General features: G+C 35.9%; 20 protein-coding genes. 3 read left to right on the top strand and 17 right to left on the bottom strand.

Going from position 1 to position 20,423, the window contains the following annotated elements:
- The 3 genes from DW721_RS10630 to gpr all read right to left on the bottom strand — a co-directional run.
- Positions 1 to 755: AAA family ATPase (locus tag DW721_RS10630; RefSeq protein ID WP_147559452.1), on the bottom strand; the 755-nt coding region annotated here is incomplete at its 3' end.
- A gap of 102 nt (positions 756 to 857) precedes the next feature.
- A complete protein-coding gene (locus DW721_RS10625) occupies positions 858 to 2,147 on the bottom strand; it encodes a stage II sporulation protein P (protein WP_182436297.1) in 1,290 nt (429 codons plus the stop codon).
- Positions 2,148 to 2,385: 238 nt separating this feature from the next.
- Entirely contained in the window at positions 2,386 to 3,483 is a 1,098-nt protein-coding gene (gene gpr / locus DW721_RS10620; protein WP_118745725.1) for a GPR endopeptidase, read from the bottom strand.
- Positions 3,484 to 3,963: 480 nt separating this feature from the next.
- On the opposite strand from gpr, the gene rpsT reads away from it, so the two are divergent.
- Together rpsT and DW721_RS10610 are read left to right on the top strand one after the other, a co-directional pair.
- Positions 3,964 to 4,227: a 30S ribosomal protein S20 gene (gene rpsT / locus DW721_RS10615; protein WP_118498593.1), complete on the top strand. Its 264-nt coding sequence runs from the start codon at positions 3,964 to 3,966 to the stop codon at positions 4,225 to 4,227.
- 164 nt (positions 4,228 to 4,391) lie between these two features.
- Positions 4,392 to 4,874 (top strand): dCMP deaminase family protein, encoded by a 483-nt coding sequence (locus tag DW721_RS10610; RefSeq protein WP_055942476.1) that lies wholly within the window; start codon positions 4,392 to 4,394, stop codon positions 4,872 to 4,874.
- Between the two features lie 69 nt (positions 4,875 to 4,943).
- Here DW721_RS10610 and DW721_RS10605 read toward each other — a convergent pair whose 3' ends face one another.
- From DW721_RS10605 to DW721_RS10580, 6 genes are all read right to left on the bottom strand, one after another.
- The gene (locus DW721_RS10605; protein ID WP_055942479.1) at positions 4,944 to 5,642 is read right to left on the bottom strand and encodes a peptidoglycan recognition family protein; all 699 of its coding nucleotides are present in this window, start codon (positions 5,640 to 5,642) and stop codon (positions 4,944 to 4,946) included.
- A 5-nt stretch (positions 5,643 to 5,647) separates the two neighbouring features.
- Entirely contained in the window at positions 5,648 to 7,105 is a 1,458-nt protein-coding gene (gene guaB, locus DW721_RS10600; protein ID WP_055942482.1) for an IMP dehydrogenase, read from the bottom strand.
- A gap of 85 nt (positions 7,106 to 7,190) precedes the next feature.
- On the bottom strand, positions 7,191 to 7,691 hold the full coding sequence (locus tag DW721_RS10595) for a hypothetical protein (protein WP_055942485.1): 501 nt from the start codon (positions 7,689 to 7,691) through the stop codon (positions 7,191 to 7,193).
- A gap of 21 nt (positions 7,692 to 7,712) precedes the next feature.
- Positions 7,713 to 8,798: an acyltransferase family protein gene (locus DW721_RS10590; RefSeq protein ID WP_118745724.1), complete on the bottom strand. Its 1,086-nt coding sequence runs from the start codon at positions 8,796 to 8,798 to the stop codon at positions 7,713 to 7,715.
- 235 nt (positions 8,799 to 9,033) lie between these two features.
- Entirely contained in the window at positions 9,034 to 10,659 is a 1,626-nt protein-coding gene (gene groL, locus DW721_RS10585) for a chaperonin GroEL (RefSeq protein ID WP_055942493.1), read from the bottom strand.
- Positions 10,660 to 10,801: 142 nt separating this feature from the next.
- Positions 10,802 to 11,089 (bottom strand): co-chaperone GroES, encoded by a 288-nt coding sequence (locus DW721_RS10580; RefSeq protein WP_055942497.1) that lies wholly within the window; start codon positions 11,087 to 11,089, stop codon positions 10,802 to 10,804.
- Positions 11,090 to 11,442: 353 nt separating this feature from the next.
- Here DW721_RS10580 and DW721_RS10575 point away from each other — a divergent pair, with 353 nt between their 5' ends.
- Complete coding sequence (locus tag DW721_RS10575) at positions 11,443 to 12,159, top strand: DUF6062 family protein (protein ID WP_022014315.1); 717 nt, start codon at positions 11,443 to 11,445, stop codon at positions 12,157 to 12,159.
- A gap of 141 nt (positions 12,160 to 12,300) precedes the next feature.
- On the opposite strand, the gene DW721_RS10570 is transcribed toward DW721_RS10575, so the two are convergent.
- The 8 genes from DW721_RS10570 to DW721_RS10535 form a co-directional block, all read right to left on the bottom strand.
- A complete protein-coding gene (locus DW721_RS10570; RefSeq protein ID WP_022014314.1) occupies positions 12,301 to 13,170 on the bottom strand; it encodes a DUF2225 domain-containing protein in 870 nt (289 codons plus the stop codon).
- Between the two features lie 12 nt (positions 13,171 to 13,182).
- Positions 13,183 to 14,883, bottom strand: a complete 1,701-nt coding sequence (locus DW721_RS10565; RefSeq protein ID WP_243020461.1) for a glutamine--tRNA ligase/YqeY domain fusion protein — start codon at positions 14,881 to 14,883, stop codon at positions 13,183 to 13,185.
- A gap of 322 nt (positions 14,884 to 15,205) precedes the next feature.
- Positions 15,206 to 15,868 carry a cell wall hydrolase gene (locus DW721_RS10560; RefSeq protein ID WP_118498605.1) on the bottom strand — a complete coding sequence of 221 codons (663 nt, stop codon included), beginning with the start codon at positions 15,866 to 15,868 and terminating at the stop codon, positions 15,206 to 15,208.
- A 297-nt stretch (positions 15,869 to 16,165) separates the two neighbouring features.
- The gene (hisA, locus tag DW721_RS10555; protein ID WP_118745723.1) at positions 16,166 to 16,939 is read right to left on the bottom strand and encodes a phosphoribosylformimino-5-aminoimidazole carboxamide ribotide isomerase; all 774 of its coding nucleotides are present in this window, start codon (positions 16,937 to 16,939) and stop codon (positions 16,166 to 16,168) included.
- 56 nt (positions 16,940 to 16,995) lie between these two features.
- A complete protein-coding gene (locus tag DW721_RS10550; protein ID WP_182436296.1) occupies positions 16,996 to 17,577 on the bottom strand; it encodes an endolytic transglycosylase MltG in 582 nt (193 codons plus the stop codon).
- A 114-nt stretch (positions 17,578 to 17,691) separates the two neighbouring features.
- Positions 17,692 to 18,426 (bottom strand): DUF6115 domain-containing protein, encoded by a 735-nt coding sequence (locus DW721_RS10545; RefSeq protein WP_022014309.1) that lies wholly within the window; start codon positions 18,424 to 18,426, stop codon positions 17,692 to 17,694.
- 24 nt (positions 18,427 to 18,450) lie between these two features.
- A complete protein-coding gene (locus DW721_RS10540; RefSeq protein ID WP_022014308.1) occupies positions 18,451 to 18,768 on the bottom strand; it encodes a hypothetical protein in 318 nt (105 codons plus the stop codon).
- A 36-nt stretch (positions 18,769 to 18,804) separates the two neighbouring features.
- Positions 18,805 to 20,418: a FapA family protein gene (locus DW721_RS10535; RefSeq protein WP_118745721.1), complete on the bottom strand. Its 1,614-nt coding sequence runs from the start codon at positions 20,416 to 20,418 to the stop codon at positions 18,805 to 18,807.
- Between the last annotated feature and the right edge of the window lie 5 nt (positions 20,419 to 20,423).

The raw sequence follows: 20,423 nt of genomic DNA, 5'->3' as shown, positions 1-20,423 counted from the left end.
GTAAAACCAAATGCTGTCTCATATTGGTTTGATGTGGTAGTAACTACTACAAGATTATTCAAATCTGAGAAAATACTCTCTTTTGACACTCTCGTAATTCCAGTCATCATCGCTCTTTCGAGATATGGATTTGTCTTAAAAGCTGCATTAAAAAGACTTCTTGTAAATGCTACAAGTTCTTCCCAGTACCCGTTTACATAAGCCTCCTGCATAGGTGTGTCGTATTCGTCAAGGAGAATAATTACATTTGTTCCAAAATAAATACTCAGATACTTTGAAAGATTATTTAATGCAAACGAAACATCCTTGTCTATAGGATTTTCCAAAAATGACCTGTATTTTGCTTTTTCTGTGTCACTCATACAAGCCGACTCAAGTAAAAAGCGGTTATTCTCATATAATTCTGCAATTTTTTCATATATCTGATTTTTTGCAAGTTCAAATGTATTTCCCTTAATTGAAGCAAAGCTTAAAAATATCACCGGATATGTCCCCTGCAATTTGCGATACTTTTCATCGTTCCATATTTCAAGACCCTCAAACAAATTTCCTCTATCCTTATATTTATTTGAGAAAAAGCATTCAAGCATACTCATGTTTAATGTTTTTCCGAATCGGCGTGGGCGTGTTATAAGTGTAACTATATCGTCATTGTCCCACCACTCTTTTATAAAATTTGTCTTATCTACATAAAAGTTATCTTTTTCCCGTATTGACTCAAAACTTTGATTTCCTATACTTATAACCTTTGCCATATGCACCCCTCCTGTTTATTTTTCACTTATCCAGTCCCTTATTTAGTAGCTACATTTTAACATTGAAGCATGGTAATGTAAAGCTAATACCCCTGCATCACCTTATCTGCCGCCAAGCACCTGACCTATCACTCCTGCAAGGTGCGGCATGGCATTTTTTGCCTCCTGTAATGTATTGTTTTCATTTCCAAGTTCTATAAGGAGCGACCTTTTTCTAAGATGCAGGTTATAGCGATAGCCTTTAAGATAGACCGGCTTTGCAAAATCATTATAATTTTCCATGCACTTTAATTTTAACTGTAAACTAAATGCAAGATTGTATTGAAGATTTGGATTATAAAGATACCCTATATTTCCACGGCGGTTTCTTGATAATCCGTTAAAAAGCATAATCTGTGCTGTCCTCTTACCGTTTATCACGGTTGTTCTGTGCACCTTGTTTCCTACTCCGTCCCTGTGCAGATCTATCACCACTTGTACTGACGGATATTTTTGCAATGTCCTCTTTACCTGATTAGCCGCATTATTATAAGCCCTGTTTCTGTCTATCCTGCCATTTATTATGTCATATCTGGTTGTATCATGTATCACATTGTAACCTTGTTTTTTCAGATAATATGTAAGTGTTGTACCGACTCCGACAATCGACTGGCTGACGACTCCGCTCTTGCTGTCACGAAATGCTTCTGAACCTCCATGAGTATGAAATATAAGTATCTGCGGCTTTCTTCTGTTCTTTTTTATTCTAAGGTCTGCCGACAAGAGTTTTTTTACATTAAAAATCTTATTATCAATGGAAGTTGTCGAATCTGTTATATAAAAATTTTTTAAAAGGTAATTCCTGTTAAGTCCTTTTTTCAGCGTATTTATTTTACTTATGTTTGCCTTTAATGCAGCCCTGCTGTTATGACTTATCACTATATCCTTCTGTTTTATCTTTTCACTGTCACCTTTTAGTTTTTCTTCTTTTTTTGCCGCTTCATTTTCTTTTTTTGCAAGCTCTAAATCTTCATTTTCTTCCTGACAAGCCTGTCTGTATAATTCTCCTGACATTCCGCTCCATGTATTTTTACGACTGTTTTTTCCCGCCCATGTCATTGCCGTTTTTTCAGCATTTTTCTCACTAACACTCTGAAATCTGTTTCCATTTTCAACTATATATGTAACTCCCGAACTTGTTCCTGTTATAAACTTAAGCCAAAGTGGAACCTCACTTCCGTTTTTTGCCATACTTATTGCCGTGGAATTTGAATATCCAAAATCCACGAGTATATTTGCAGTCATTTTTTTTAATTTATCCGCAATATTTAATTTCTCCAGCCTGACTATAAAAAAACTTGACAGCCATATGATAACAACAGCAACAGCAACAAATTTCCTTGTATTTTTCATATACCATGTCCTACTCTTTCCAACAGCAAATCCCCACTGCCGATGTGTCACAGCATCCATTTTTATATAATGTACCCCGAAATCTTCTGAATGAAGAATTTCGAGAGCACATTATGCCTTTACACAACAGCTATTGCCGTTATTACATATTTTAAATATTACTACTCACAGTTACGATGTAAAAGTAACTATATATCTTCTAAGAACAAAATATGCAGAAGATTTTATTTATATGATTTTATTTCTGCAAAGCCATATTTAATCCGCCGGCTATTGCTTTTCCGATAAAAAATATCTGCTCGTCAATATCTTTAGGTGTCACAAACAGACCGCTGTATTTGTCATTTGACATTCCATTTAAAAATATGTCAGTTTCCTGCTGAGAAAATCCCTGCTTAAGAAGCGTCTCCTCTATACAGTCATATGCAACCGTAGCCATTGATACAACTGTCGGCACACCTATCGCAATCACCGGAATTCCCATGACATCCCCATTTATCTCTTTTCGCCTATTTCCAACCCCCGCACCTGGTGATATTCCCGTATCCGTCACCTGAATTGTATGACACAGCCTTTCAGTATGTGTTGAGCAGAGTGAATCTATCACTATAATGCAGTCAAAATCCCCTTTGCACACAATATTTCTTATTATGTCGCAAGTCTCCATTCCTGTCTGCGACAACACTCCCGGTGCTATGGCACATATTTTTTCAGGGACTATATCTATATACTCCACAACTTTATTACCGAGCATATCAGGCGTCGCATATCTGTTGCCAAGCCCCGCTATCATTATTCTTTTATCTGCTTTATCTCTGCTTACTGTTATATTATCTATTTTTATTTCACTATTCTCTCCATATATTCTTTTTTTATTTGATTTATCACACTCTTCATTTTCTCCTGTTTTACCTTTCTTTATCCTATCATTATCTTCATCTTCTTTATTTTTCTTCTGATTATCCCAATCTTCGTTTTTTTTATTCTTCTTTATATTTATATTCTCATCACCTTCACCCAATACACTCCCTGCCACTTCTCTGTTCTTACTTACTTTTTCAACAATAATGCTTTCCACAATCCCTGCCAAAACTTTTTCAAGTCCTGTCTCGTCACTTTTTTCCCACTCCCTATCTGAAAATTCAAGAGTAATATATTTTCCTACCGGCTTTCCCATCGCTTTCATGCCATGTTCATCCATAATTTCAACCTCCGTCATAGAAATTCCTGAAACGCCGGTATCTCTCTTTATTATCTTAACTCCTGAAATCTCTACATTATCATCTGGAAAACTCTCCCTGACTTCAAGAGCCAAATCTGTCACTCTGCTAAGCATAATTTCCTCCCAAATATAAGCTGTGTTAATTGCGAAGATAACGATGTTTTTCAATCACACGATTACTCATAAAAATAAATTTTTCCATTAATATATCTAAAATAACCACACCTTTTAACTTCTCCAAAAAAAATATAAATATACAATTACAAGTACAAACAAATTTTCCACCACACCAAACTCACAGCCGAAGCAAAAGATTATCATACTGACCGAAGGGCGTTGGAACCGTGTCGGTACTTGGCAGATGTATTTTATCTGCCTATGTACTGCTACACGCTTCTCCGAGTGAAAGCGTCCCTGAGCGTAGCATGATAATCCTTTGCTTCGGCGTCCGTTCGCCAAAAAAATTATAAAAAACTCTCAAAAACCACTTGACAAACACCTTAAAAATCACTATGATAAATGAGTATGTTTACTTCAAAGCGACCGTGTCCGGTTTGATGAAACAAAAGATTTCACAATTGGGAGGTGTAAGGAATGGCTAACATTAAATCAGCAAAGAAAAGAATTTTAGTTGATCGCAGAAATGCAGAGAGAAATAAAGCAATCAAGTCTAAAGTTAAGACAGCTATCAAAAGTGTTGATGCTGCTATCGCAGCAGGAGACAAGGACGCTGCTTCTAAGGCTTTAACAACAGCAATCTCTGAAATCAATAGAGCTGCAAGCAAAGGTGTTTTCCACAAGAAAACAGCTTCAAGAAAGATTTCTCGTATTACAGTTGCTGTAAATAAAATCGCGTAATCTATTTAAAATTTAAAGAGTTGCCAATGGTGTGGGCAACTCTTTTTTGATATATAGGAAAATACTCTTAATGCAGCGTGAAGCCAACGAGAATTGTAAAGCAATTCTTGGTTGCAAAACGCTGGTTTTGACCTTTTTATAATATAAAATACAGGAGACAAACGATGAAAAAAGAAAATTATTTAAAATGGGATGAATATTTTATGGGCATTGCTCTCCTCTCTGCTGAAAGGAGTAAGGATCCACATACAAGCGTGGGTGCCTGTATTGTCAGTGAAGATAATAAAATCTTATCCGTCGGCTATAACGGGATGCCTATGGGCTGTTCTGACGATGAATATCCGTGGGAACGCACTTCTGACAATGAACTTGATGCCAAATATCTTTATGTCTGCCATGCCGAGCTTAATGCATTATTAAACTATACCGGTACAAACTTAAAAAATGCCACGATTTACACTACACTCTTTCCGTGTAATGAATGTACGAAAGCTCTCATTCAGTCAGGTATAAAGGAAGTTATATATATGTCAGACAAATATTCTGATACTCCTTCCGTTATCGCAGCAAAAAGGATGATGAACTCAGCAGGAGTAAAATTTACCCCATATAAACCAATAAACCGAAATATAGAATTACAGCTTTAAACCTAAAAAGGGAAATACCTCATAAACGGTATTTCCCTTATATTTATATTTGTTTTTATCTATACTTTCTTACCGAGGCTTTCCTTTGTATCTCATTATGTAAGACCAAATATCATTTTTTAAATCTCTCCATTTAGTCTTATGCTTGACATAATAGAGTGGGCAAAGCTTACCAGTCACATCATAATGTCTTATCACATCACTTTTACTGACATCGTACCGCGTACAAAGCCATCCTGTAAGTTTTATCAATGACTTATAAGTTTCCTCGGAGAACTTACCGGTTTTGTCCGGATGGCAGCACTCAATCGATATAGTATCAGAGTTTCTATTATTTGAAGCATAAGAAATTTCATTTAAAGGAATACATTGTATAATCTGTCCATGAAGACCGATAATAAAATGACTGCTCACTTTGTTTTTGCTGCTGTCTTCCTCATTTTTCCTGCTCTCAAAATAATTTCTGTTTGCCATCGCATCAGTTCCCGGATTTGCTGTATAGTGAATAACAATACCTCTCACTCTTCTTAAAGCAATTCCGGGTCTTGAATTTATATTTTCCGTAAGTAATCTCACATTTATCTTTGGTCTTGGTACTTTTATACTACTCAAGTTGATTTTTGATACATCAGAGTTTCTCACTTTTAAAAACTCTGATTTGACAGCCAATATGCCACCCACAACTAAAACAGATATAACCGTTGCCAAAACCGAAACACACAATACTTTCATTCTACGACGCCGCTTCGCTTTTGAAAGTCTTTTCATATTTCCTAGTTATCTCCTACGCTGTAGTTTGGAGCTTCCTTTGTAATATGTATGTCATGTGGATGACTCTCTTTAAGGGATGCTGAACTAATCTTTACAAACTCTCCTGTCTCCTGTAATGTCTTGATATCAGGTGCTCCACAATATCCCATACCTGAGCGAAGTCCTCCCATAAGCTGGAATACAGTATCTTCTACCGTTCCTTTATATGCAACTCGTCCCTCTACACCTTCAGGAACAAGCTTCTTTGCACCTGTCTGGAAATAACGGTCTTTACTTCCATTTTCCATAGCTGCGATAGAACCCATACCACGATATACTTTGTATTTACGTCCCTGATAAAGTTCAAATGTTCCCGGACTTTCATCACAACCTGCAAAGATGCTGCCCATCATGCAGACACTTGCACCTGCTGCGATAGCCTTTGTCATATCTCCCGAATATTTGATACCACCGTCAGCGATAATAGGAATATCATATTTTTTAGCAACTTCATATGCATCCATGATAGCTGTTATCTGTGGCACACCGATACCTGCAACAACACGTGTTGTACAGATAGAACCAGGTCCGATACCAATCTTGACACAATCTACACCAGCTTTTATAAGAGCCTCTGTAGCTGCTCCTGTTGCTACATTGCCTGCGATTATCTGAAGGTCAGGATATGCATCACGAACCATCTTTATAACCTTTAATACATTTGCACTGTGACCATGTGCAGTATCAATAACGATACAGTCAACATGTTTTTCAACAAGTGCTGCAACTCTGTCAAGAATATTTGCAGTAACTCCGACTGCCGCACCACATAAAAGTCTGCCCTGTGAATCTTTTGCTGCTAAAGGATACTGTATCTGTTTCTCAATATCTTTTATTGTGATAAGACCTGCAAGATTTCCATCCTTATCTACTATAGGAAGTTTTTCTTTTCTTGATTTTGCAAGAATCTTCTTTGCTTCCTCAAGAGTAATTCCAACCTGTGCAGTAATAAGTCCTTCTGAAGTCATAGACTCCTTAATCTTCTTAGAAAAATCAGTCTCAAATTTCAAATCTCTGTTTGTGATTATACCGACAAGTTTTTTACCCTCTGTAATAGGCACACCAGAAATATGAAACTTAGCCATAAGATTGTTTGCATCTTCTAAAGTATGCTCCGGTGATAAATAAAATGGGTCTGTGATAACACCGTTCTCTGAACGCTTAACCTTGTCTACCTCATCAGCCTGTGCCTCAATTGACATATTTTTGTGGATGATTCCTATACCACCCTGTCTTGCCATTGCAATTGCCATACGATACTCTGTAACAGTATCCATTCCTGCGCTCATCATAGGTATGTTGAGCTTAATTGATTTAGTCAGATTGGTTGCTAAAGAAACCTGATTTGGAATTACCTCTGAATAATGTGGTACCAATAAAACATCATCAAATGTAATGCCTTCACCAATAATCTTACCCATCTTAATATCCTCCTTATTAAATTCGTAAATAGTGTATTGTATTAGTATATAACAATGTTTTTAAGCTTGTCAACACTGATTTTACCTATGCCTCCTGTACCTTACTTCTTCCCTTAAGTTTCATAAGCTCAAGCATTTTTTCATCAGGAGTAAATCTTATCCTCTCTTTTCCTTTGTCCCCAAGTACAACTGCGATATAATGCTTGTCACCGGACATTCTTGAAGAATAATCCTCCATCGGAAGATTTCTTGAATTGTATAAAACCGGTGCATCTTCCGGTGCAATAAGTTCTATTTTCTCCATATCAATTCTCTTTTTATGTTTTCTTCTCTCACCGTTGATTATAAAATCAAAGTCTATCTGACCATCGACAAAAACATATTCATATGCAACATTTTTCTTTGGCAGAAAATAAATTATCATGGCATCAACAATAAAAACAAATATCAGAAGATATAAGCTTTTTAAAACCATAAGATCAAACACTACCAAAAAAAGACATAAGAAAATCAGCCCAAACCTTAATGCCGTTCTTTTCGGTGACGGCTTAGCTTTTAAATAAGTTTCTGAATATAATTCTTCCATATTTTATATTTCCTCTCTTTATCATGAAACTATCTGACTCTTCTTCTTTCCAAGTAAGAACCAGAATTTTGAATTTATTATCAATATCAGACTATACTCTATCATCATAAGAATAGCCAGTATGATAATACATTGACCGACATATTTGTGATTTCCTACATCAGGAAGAAAAGTAACCTTTTCCCATCCAAAATACGCTACCGAACGCAGTCCGAAAACAGTATGCGTACACATGACGGCAAGCGAATTTTTTCCCCAGAAATCAAGACCTGACAAACTGATTCTTTTTGACAGGAAATCAAGTATCATTATGACACCAAGAGACCCAACAATGCCACAGATATAAAACAATGCAGGTTTGTCTCCCTCCTCAAGCATATGGATATCTATATGTGAATTCATCTGTGACAATATTATATTTACAACAGAAAATGTAATACCAGCCACCAATTTTAAGCCGTCACTTTTTATCTTGCGATAGTATTTATATATAACATATCCTACCCCGATAAACCATGCCGCCATAAATCCCTTTCCGATGGCACTAAGCAGAGCCGACATATTGTCTATGCTTGTCTGTGTAAGCTTTCCGTCTGCACGAAGCACAAAACTGTCAATAATATTGTTTGTTGCTGTTATCGCATACAGACCTGCAACTGAATACAAAAGCTTTATTGCAATGTGGCTTCTTATTAAAAAGAAAAATATAATCTCTCCGAAAAAAATAGTCGGCAAAAACCACATTGAATTTATACCTGCTAAAAACACACTGTCCCAAAGATATTCCCAAAATACTTTCGTAATCTTTTTTATTGGCTTTTCTTTCACATAAATACAACCAACCTTGAACATAATACCAAGAATACTAAAGGTTACATAAGGTATGGCAAGACTTGTGAGTGTTTTTTTCATGAACACACCAAAACTTCTCTTTTTGACAGATCCCGTGTAACTCATCAGAAAGCCGGACATAATATAAAAAATAACTACCTTAAATGATGACATCCATAAATCAACAGGATTATCATACTTAGTGATGTGTCCTAACATTATCAGCAACATTCCCAACCCTTTAGCCGCATCAACATAACCAATTCTTTCTTTCATTGTCAAAATCCATCCTAAAACATATATTTATTTGTGCAAAGTTTATTATAATGCATACACTTTTTATTTTCAAGACAGAGTTTTCGTTTTCATCGTCCACATACACAATTAAAACCAACTATCACAGCATAAAAGTAACCTAAATTTCCAGGATTTCATCTTGTTAAAAATCAACAGAGGGCTTCATATCTGAAACCCTCTGTCTTAAATTTAATAATATGGTCTGTATTATTTATTACATCATTCCCATTGGTGCCCCACCTGCCGGCATAGCTGCTGGTGCATCTTCCTTGATGGTAGATACTACTGACTCTGTTGTAAGAAGTGTTGATGCAACGCTTGTAGCATTCTGAAGTGCACTTCTTGTAACCTTTGCAGGATCAACGATTCCTGCTGCCACCATATCTGTATATTCTTCTTTAAGGATGTTAAATCCTGTTCCTACCTCAGACTCACGAACCTTGTTGATGATAACTGCACCTTCAAGACCTGCATTATGTGCGATAGTTGATAAAGGTGCTTCGAGTGCTTTAAGGATAATATTTGCACCTGTCTTTTCATCACCCTCAAGTGTAGCTGCGAGTTTTGCAACTTCTTTTGAAGCATGAATATAAGCTGAACCACCACCTGAGATGATTCCCTCTTCTACTGCTGCCTTTGTTGCTGCAAGAGCATCTTCCATACGAAGTTTTGCTTCCTGCATTTCTGTCTCTGTAGCAGCTCCGACACGTACAACTGCAACTCCTCCTGCAAGTTTTGCAAGTCTTTCCTGAAGTTTTTCCTTATCGAAATCAGATGTTGTCTCTTCCATCTGTGCTCTTATCTGGGCAATTCTTCCTGCGATAGCATCCTTGTCACCTGCACCGTCAACGATAACAGTGTTCTCTTTCTGAACCTTAACAGATTTAGCACGACCAAGCTGCTCGATAGTTGTATCTTTAAGCTCAAGTCCGACTTCCTCAGAGATAACAGTACCGCCTGTAAGGATTGCAATATCCTCAAGCATAGCCTTTCTTCTGTCACCATATCCCGGAGCTTTTACGGCTACGACATTGAATGTACCTCTAAGTTTGTTGATAACGAGTGTTGTAAGAGCTTCACCCTCAACATCCTCAGCGATGATAAGTAATTTAGCACCGCTCTGTACAATCTGCTCAAGTAATGGGAGAATTTCCTGAATGTTAGAAATCTTCTTGTCTGTAATAAGGATGTATGGATTGTCAAGGTTTGCTTCCATCTTATCCATATCTGTTGCCATATATGCTGAAACATAACCTCTGTCAAACTGCATACCTTCAACGAGGTCAAGTTCTGTTTTCATAGTCTTTGACTCTTCGATAGTGATAACACCGTCATTTGAAACTTTTTCCATTGCATCTGCAACCATTTCTCCGACTGCTTCATCACCTGCTGAGATTGCTGCTACTTTTGCAATCTGGTCTTTTCCTGTTACTTTTGAGCTCATGCTTGCAATAGCATCAACTGCACAGTCACAAGCCTGCTTCATTCCTTTTCTTAAAATGATAGGATTTGCACCTGCTGCAAGGTTTTTCATTCCCTCATTTACCATTGCCTGAGCGAGAACTGTAGCTGTTGTTGTACCATCACCTGCAACATCATTTGTCTTTGTTGCAACTTCTTTTACAAGCTGAGCACCCATGTTCTCAAATCCATCTTCAAGTTCAATATCTTTTGCGATAGTAACACCATCATTTGTGATAAGCGGAGCACCAAATGATTTATCCAATACTACATTTCTTCCTTTAGGTCCAAGTGTAACCTTTACTGTATCTGCAAGTTTATTTACACCACTCTCAAGAGCTGCTCTTGCGTCTGCACCGAATTTAATTTCCTTTGCCATTATTAAAAGCCTCCTAATCTGCTTTATTTGATTTCTATAAATCACTTTAATTTTATTGTGTCAAATTCTATTGTTTTACATCTTTTTATTTGAAATAAGATTATATCTTGTAACTGATATTTTTAAATAAAATATATTAACCTTAATCCTCTACGATTGCTACAATGTCATTCTGACGAACTACGATAAACTCCTCATCTCCGAGTTTAACTTCTGTACCTGCATATTTAGAATAGATAACCTTATCTCCTACACTAACCTGCATCTTAACTTCTTTACCGTCAACAACTCCTCCCGGACCAACGGCAATTACTTCTGCCTGCTGTGGCTTTTCCTGGGCATTTCCCGGTAATACGATACCTGATGCTGTTGTCTCTTCTGCTTCTAACTGTTTTAATACAACTTTGTCTCCTAATGGTGATAATTTCATGTCTATATCCTCCTTACGCTTCTTAGTTTACTAGCACTCACTTACTCTGAGTGCTAACCATAGCTTTAATATATTTCATTTAATGATATTCTGCAATATTATTCATTATGAAAAAACAGCCTATTTTCCCATAATTCTCATATTTTCTCTTTTTTTCTCTTTTTTACTCACTTTTAAATTTTTTATATTTATTTTCAAATTTTTTAACTTTCCACATTTAAAATTTACCTATATCTGCGTCAAAACAGTCATAAAGAAAATAATCGGTACAATAATGTTTTTTGACAGCCGAACCTATATATAATATAATTTTTTAAGAAACACAATTAAATCAGGCACCTATGGAGGTCACAATGAAAGAACAGCTTTATACTATACCGGTCAATGATGCATTTAACGAACCATGTGAATGTCCTCTCTGCAAAATATATGACAATCTCGAACAGGAATCAATTGATTTTATGTTAGGGCCAAGCTATATGGAAGACGACATACGAATGGAGACAAACAAAACCGGATTTTGCACAAAACACATAAAACAACTCTACGACAGACAAAACCGTCTTGGTATCGCTCTTATGCTGCATACACATATGAAACATACCGGTGAACATATTGAGAAAATGGCAAAATCATGCAATTCTTCCAAAAAAAGTCTGTTTGGCAAAAAAGAAAAATCACCGCTTATTGATTATATTAAAGAAATTGAAAATTCATGCTATATATGTAACCGTATAGAAAATGTATTTGACAGATATATAAAGACAGTCATACACTGCTACACACATGATGATGATTTCAAAAAGAAATTTAATGAATCTAAAGGCTTTTGCACAAAACATTATGGTATGCTATATGAATATGCCGAAAAAACATTAAACTCTTCAGCTTTAAATAATTTTATATCAGACTTAAATGATATATACATAAATAATTTTAAGCGTGTGACAGATGAGCTCGAATGGTTTATCGATAAATTTGACTATAAAAATGAAAATGAGCCCTGGAAAAATTCCAAAGATGCCATTCAAAGAAGTATATTAAAAACAAATGGACTTTTCATAGAATAGACTATTTAAAAATATACCATTAACAATCTGTTTTAAAATCTTTTATGCTATAAACAAAAAACAAACCGGAACAGCCACACAGAATAAAAAATCATCAGAACAACAAAGAGACAGAATTTAAAATTCTGTCTCTTTTATCATTTAGCTGATACCGGCTTTCTTCTTGTCTTCGTTAAGAAGCTCCTTAATATCTCTTGCCTTATTTTTAATTCTCTCATTTGCATTGCGTGAAGTGAGCACTTTTGATATCCATCTTCCTGATTCTTCATATTTGCCCGTTCTTCTTGCAAGCTCGGCAACAAGGAAAGTAACCGTCATTTCATCCATACCGCACATAGGGAATGACTCTCTTGAAAATGCTGTCATAAATCCATCATAAGCCTTAGAAAGAAGTTCTGTTTCCTCTTTTTTAAGCTCTTTTATAGTCTTATCATAGTCCTTTGTCTCTTTTGGAAGAGTCTCTGCTTTTCCTCTGTAGAGCCATGCCATTTTAAGACAGGTATAAGCTTTCTCGCTGTTCTTTGCCTTTTTCACTATCGCATTTGCAAGAGCAAGCTGATGACGAAGTATCGCATCATCATATGTGTATGTACTTCCCGTTTTCGGAAGTCCGCTAAAATTTTTACTTATATTTTCGCGAATAAGTTTCGCCTGTGCCGGCATCATAAATTTAAAGAAACGGCTTAATGATGCATATCCGCACTCAGGACACACAAGTGCATCATATTTAAGCGAATCTACAAGCTGATATTTAGGTCTGAGATCAGTATCCGCAGATAAAAGCTTAACTTTTCCGGTTCTTATCATTTTTGAATGAAATTCATTGTCACATACCGGACATGTATATGATTTATCAAACAGCAGATCTTCTTCTGTCACCTTATGTTTTTGTGTAGCCGCTGTACCCGGCTGCCCTGGCTTTGCAGCATTTTTCTTGGAATCTTCTTCAAATATTTCAAGCTTGTCAAGCTTTCCAAGTCCAATTTTCTCTAATCCGGAAAATAATCCCATGATAAATCCCCCTTACTTTGGTTTGTATGAACTTTTTAATGAAACAATACGATTAAATACCATATGCTCTTTTGTTGAATCTTTTGAATCAACACAGAAATAACCATGTCTTACAAACTGGAAACTGTCAAGTGCTTCTGCTTCTGCAAGAGCAGGCTCTACATAACAATCATCAAGAACTGTCAATGAATTTGGATTAACATTAATCGAACCATCTTCATTATACACCCCTTTTTCTTCATCTACAATATTCTCATACAGCCTTATCTCACATTTTTCCGCTGTTTCAGCACAAACCCAGTGAATCGTACCCTTAACTTTTCTTGCATTAAACCCTGAACCACTCTTTGTCTCCGGGTCATAAGTACAATGTACTTCCGTGACATTTCCGTCTTCATCAGTCACATAATCCGTACAAGTCACGAAATATGCATTCATAAGACGGACTTCATTGCCTGGATACAGCCTGAAATACTTTCTAGGAGGTTCAATCTTAAAGTCTTCTCTATCAATATATAAAACTCTGCCAAATGGAACCTTTCTGCTGCCCATCTCAGGATTTTCCTGATTGTTTGACACATCGAGATACTCTATTTCATTTTCAGGATAATTTGTAATAACAAGTTTTACAGGATCGAGCACTGCCATCATACGAGGTCTTTTCATCTTTAAGTCCTCTCTTATACAATACTCAAGCATCGCATAATCAGATGAACTCTGTGCCTTTGATATTCCCGAAAGTTCAATAAACATTCTTATTGACTCCGGTGTAAATCCACGCCTCTTAAGTGCTGCTATAGATACAAGTCTTGGATCATCCCATCCGTCAACTATTCCATCTTCAACCAGCTTCTTTATATAACGCTTACCTGTCACAACATTTGTAAGGTATAATTTTGCAAACTCAATCTGTCTTGGCTTGTTTTCCATGTCGATCTCATTTACTACCCAGTCATACAAAGGTCTGTGATCTTCAAACTCAAGTGTACATATAGAATGTGTAACTCCCTCAACCGTATCTTCAATAGGATGTGCGAAATCGTACATAGGATAAATGCACCACTTGTCACCTGTTCTGTGATGACTCATTCTTGCAACACGGTAGATTACGGGATCTCTCATGTTTATATTAGGCGAACTCATATCTATCTTCGCACGAAGTACCTTGCTTCCATCCTCAAATTCACCGTTTTTCATTCTCTCAAAAAGATCAAGGTTTTCTTCAACCGTTCTGTCTCTATATGGGCTGTTCTTTCCCGGCTCCTTTAATGTTCCACGATACTCTCTTATCTCATCTGCTGAGAGATCACATACATACGCCTTTCCTTTCTTGATAAGTTTTACGGCACATTCATACATCATATCAAAATAATCTGATGCATAAAAAACATGCTCCATATCAAGATCTCCGCAGATCCATTTAACATCTTCGAGAATTGAATCAACAAATTCTGATTTTTCTTTTGTAGGGTTTGTATCATCAAAACGCAGATTAAACTGTCCGCCATATTCTTTTGCAAGGCCTGAATTTAAAATAATAGACTTTGCATGTCCAATGTGAAGATAACCATTTGGTTCAGGTGGAAATCTTGTTACTACCTTTTTGCAACGTCCCTCCTCAATATCTTTATCTATTATGTTTTCAATAAAATTACGAGATACTGTCTCCTTCTTTTCCTCTGAATTTTCCTTAATATCAACCGGACTACTCAACTGTGTCTCCTCCTTCGATCTTATATCTTATATTTAAAATACTGTTACCTCTCACATTATCGTGCAGCGATAACAAAATACTGTCCTATATTCTAACATAAAATTTACAAATATTAAAGTATTTTTTATTTTTCGCTTTTTAATGGTAACAGTTCAGCCTTTTATTTTAATTGTAATATTTCTATACTTTCAAAAAAGACATATCAATATCATGACATGTCTTTTGTATTCTTAATATATATTATGATGTTAGGGTCAAAAGTAGATAGCAATTCATGTTTATATGCAAATTACTATCTACTGGCTTGACCCTAACATCATTTTATTTAAATTTATGACCACCAAGTTTCATTCTGGCACCTGCAAGATATACACTGAAGAAATGAAAACTTTTCATATTCTTTGTCTTTCCTCTGTAAAGGATAGTTTTCTGTCCCTGTAAAACTCTTTTTGCAGCACTTATACAGCTTTTCCACTGCTTTGAACCTGTTCTTTTTGCATCATACTGTTTTAATCTTTTTTTAAGCGAACCATTTCTTACCGGCGAAAACTGTCCTTTCTGATAAATAACACCCTTTATGCTGTTTGGAAATGACTTTGAACTTACTCTGTTCATTACTACGATACCAACTGCAACTTTTCCCTGATAAGGCTCTGAACCTGCCTCACAGTTAATTATGCTTGCCATAAGTCTTAAATCAGCTTTTGAATATTTTTTCTTTTTCCTTTTCTTAGTTGTTTTTTTAGCCTTTGTTGTCTTTTTATTTGAAGCCTTTGTATCTGATTTATCTGATATACTTGAAGATGTTGCAACAGACTGAACTACAGTAGTTTCTTCTATATTGACATTTTCAGATTTGAGTATCATGCCTTCAATCTGGGTATCTGCTGTCTCATTAGCTGATGCATATGAAGAACCGGCTGTGAATGATGTCATAAATAATGATACTGCCATGACCATCACAGCGACTTTCTTGAATCTCATAAAATATAACCTCCTAAATGTTATAATTGCTTTAATGTAATGCAATATTTTCTAAACCTTTGCTTAACAATTATGTAACAATTATAACACAGATTTTAGAAAATGCAACCCCCCTAACACAAAATTTTAAATCCACACCTATTATCCCCCAATAGTAATTGTATATTCTGTATGTTTTTGCATTCAAAAAGAGTGCAAAATTTATCATTTTTCGACAATTTTTACACTCTTTATTTTGTTTATATTTATTTTGATATTTCGCATTTAAAATTTATTACAAAATTGTTACACCATTTCTTACACATTGCACATCTTAAGATTTGCATATTTTATTTTTCCGCCAAAGAGATCAAGTGCACTTCCTATTGTAAAATCAACCCTGCCATTTCCCTTTTCCCTGATAAATGAAATATCTTTCATTGAATGTATTCCACCTGCATATGTCACAGCTTTGTCCTCGAGTTTTCCAAGTGTTTCTACAACATTTTTTTCAATACCCGATGATTTTCCTTCGACATCAACAGCATGAACAAGAAACTCATCACAATAACTTCCAAGTTTCTCTAGAAGTTCGCTATCAAATTTTTCTTTTGTCATCTTCTGCCATCTGTCAGTGACTACATAATAATCATTGCCATCAGAACGGCAGCTAAGATCCAGTACAAGTCTTTCTTTTCCCACTAAATGAGATAGATTTTCCAATCTGTCATAGTCTATAATACCATCTCTAAATACATAAGATGTCACGATAACATGGGAGGCTCCCATATCCAGATATTTTTCTGCATTATCAGTATTTACTCCACCGCCTATCTGCATTCCTCCAGGATATGCTGCCAATGCAAGTTTTGCCTGTTCTATATCTTCATTATAATATTTACTTCCTGCCGGGTTTAATATAATTATATGCCCGCCTTTAAATCCATCTTTCTTATACATATTGGCATAAAAATCCGCTTTTTTTTCAGAGACAAAATTATTTTTTGCCTGATTTTCATTGTCGGTCAGTGAACCTCCAACTATCTGCTTTACACATCCGTTATGAATATCTATACACGGTCTGAACTTCATCCTGATTCCTCCATTTTTACAGCACTGCGGCAAAAACAAAAATATTTATATTCACACTATTTTTTGCTGCCTGACTTTTCCTGTTTAGTTATCATCTTGGCTATCTCACTAAAATCCTCATCCTCTTCAAACTGATACTCGCCAGCCCTTATCTTTCCGGCATAATCATTGTCTTTCATATAATCTACAAACTTATCTGAATCGTCTATAACTCCTTCTTTTTCAAGTTTATCTGCGACTTTCTTTGCCCAGTCTCCGCTATTTATTGTCAGATTTTTCTTTTCATTTTCCATATCCTGCTCTAACTTTTTCTTTTCACTTTTAAACTTGTCTGTATCACTGCTCTTTTTTGAAGCCTTAGATGATGCTTTTGGTGTATTTTTAATATTGTTATCCTGCTTATCTGCATCATCGCTACTTGACTTGCTGTCATTTCCACCTGACACTGAGGAACCTGTTGCCGGTGCTTTTGTATCTAATACACTTCTATTGCCGCTCGTGCTAAAAGTCATACCAAGCTTTCTCGCTCTTGATATAACTGCCGAATCAGATGTCCGTATAAGACATGATATTCCAAGGATAACAGCAACAAACAAAACTCCTGTTCCAAAACCTCTTATAAATGATTTTTTATCCATTTTATCTCTCCATTTCATTACTTGTCAATCTATCGCAGCCGTCCACATACACTATAACTATATAACTGCCATTTATTACTGTTCACCCCACGGTGCAGCCAGAATAATCTAACATTATCTTGCGTTATATAGGTCTACAACAAGTTTTACCTCTCCCTGTCCGATTGAAAGCATCTTTGATATTTCCAATATACTTATTCCTTTTTTATACAATGCAATAATCTCACTATTTGAATTTGAAGAATTATCATTTCTTTTATTTCTGTCATAATAAGTATTTTCTTCTTCAGAATCTCTTCCGTCCGATGTCTCGGTAATCTCAGCTATTGCCTTTGCTTCATCATCATCAAGCACTGATGAAAATGCCTCATTTGATTTCTCATCTTCACCTGTATTCCTTACATTTTCAACCTCAATCTGCCTAATGGCACTGTCAACATCCGACAACTGTTTCTTTACTTCCTGATATGTCTTAGCTGCCTCATCACGAAGACCTGCATTTGTTGTATCTACGCTGTGAACAAGCTTCTGTATCTCTTTTTCCTTTTCCGTCAGCATATTGTATAAGAAAACAGTTTCTTCATGATTTTTTTCTATTTTATCAAAAACCTCTTTTGAATACTCATTAAATCCCATTATCTTGTCATTTGAAATCTGACTGAATTTTTCATCTGCTTTCGTTATGATGTAGTCTTCTGTTTCTTTAACGGCATCCTTTATCTTTTCTTCGAGTTCTTCTGCATCTATATTACTCTTTGTATTATCTGTTTCCTTTTCATCTGACAGACGAAAACTTGCAATAACTGCTGCTATACCAATTATGAGCATTATTATTTCTATTGCGATCATTTTACTTTTATCCTCATTTCTTTATCATATCTTTATATCAAATAATCCACCCTCTGTCGGGTTAAGATTTTTAACCTTGTCTTTTTCGGAAGATTTTTTATTTTTTCCGTTGCTATTCTTACCGTATTTTCCTTTTCCTCCACCCTCTTCATCATTCTTTAATTCGTCATTATTAACATTCCGTCTCGCTATTGCAGTTTTTGTTTCTTTCTGCACAGTCTGCTCAAACATTGCCGCCGTCTGCTGATTCTCAACATCCTGTTTTATATGCTCCGACTGTTGAATCTGTGAAATTTCCTGCGATTTTGGTGGCATTGTTATATAATCTACCGTCAATGACATTGAAATCACCCCTTTCAGCTTTATAAAATTTATTTTTTAGTAAGGTTTTATTCTTATATCTGCACCTTCTCTGACAAAAGTGCAATGCTGCGTCTCTGTATGTATAAATGATGTCATGTTTGATATTACTATCTTAACTCCGGGATATGCAATACTTTCTACTCTTATCTTTCCTCCGTCGGAGGTTCTTCGCATCTCCTCATCAATTTTTTCATATTCTTCTGTCTCCTCCTCAACAGTCTTGTCAATGACTTTGATTCTCTCTGTACCCTCTTTTATAAATTTCATCTTATCTGCCGGAAGTTTACCCTGTGTCTTTAATCGCTTTTGCAGCAATGCGAGATTTTTTACTATCGACTCTTTTTCATCCATCAATTGGTCGATATGTTTCTCTATAATACGATATCTTTCACCTAAAGTTGTGTCCAGACCAACCTCTAATTCTGTCGGTGTCCCCATTGTAGAGCCTGCAATTTTTGTCTCAATCCTTGTCGTAGTTGCAACACTTCCACCTGCTATCAATCCTCTTTTACCACTTACTATAATGTCACTGTTTGCATCAATCTTACTGTGCATTATGGCATCTGTGTAAACAGCTCCTCCGGCTTTAACAGTTGCACTTTCAATGAAGTTTGAAATAACATCACCTTTTGCTTCCATAACTCCTTTTCCCATGCCCTGCATACCTCTTTTCAGGACTATCTTCCCTTCTGAAATAAGTGTCGCTCCCTCTACTGCACCTTCCACTGTAATATCTCCGGCTGCCTTGACCGTATATCCGGTAATAACATTTCCTTTAACCTCTACTGCACCATCATAGTCTATATCTCCGGTTGAAGGACCTACATCACCCTCTATAACATATGTATCTGATACAAAAACTCTGTCCTCAACAAGCGTTACATTACCTGAAACATCCGAATACATCTTAAGACCATCTTCCGATAAATGTATATTTTTCCCATGTCTTAGTCTCTTATTTCTGACTTTTTTAGGTCTTATGATATTTCCGTAAACATCCTCTCCCGGTGTACCATAATCAATCGGTACAAGAGTAGCAAGTAACTGTCCCTCCTGTACTTTTTCTATCATGTCAAGCTTATGAAAATCTACACTTCCATCCTCACTCATCGCCGGTTTTGATGTTTTGTCAGCATCAAATTCATATATTATCTCTGCACTTTTTCCATCTACCGGCATCTTAGCCTTGGCAATAAGTATATCCGTACAATATAGTCTGGCTCTTAATGCCATTTCAATATTTTTGTCAATAAAACCAGATTTGATTCCACGCTGCTCTATCAGATTTTTCAATTCTGAAACCGAAAGTCTTGCCCCTTTGTCGGATGGCGGATATAACCTGATTTTTGCATAAAATCCATTTTTGTCCGTAGAAATAATTGCAAATTCTTTCTCAGGAAGATGATTTTCTTCTGAAACTTTAACTTCTACACTTCCTGTTTCGTCTGCATTCGCCTTTTCTACAAATTGTTTTACATTTCCTGTTTCTATATCTCTTAGATTTTTTTTGTCTATATAATCAAGTATATCCTCCATTGTAAGCTTTTTTCCGCCTTCAACTTCCGGATATGATTTAAGATACATCCCATCTTTTTTTTGTATAATCTGAAAAAATGCATTTCTCCTCATCAGCC

This window comes from Clostridium sp. AM27-31LB (assembly GCF_003480745.1).
Classification (GTDB): Bacteria; Bacillota; Clostridia; order Lachnospirales; family Lachnospiraceae; genus Butyribacter; species Butyribacter intestini.
Note: the sequence above shows the minus strand (reverse complement) of the source record. Positions and strands in the feature narration are given on the sequence as shown.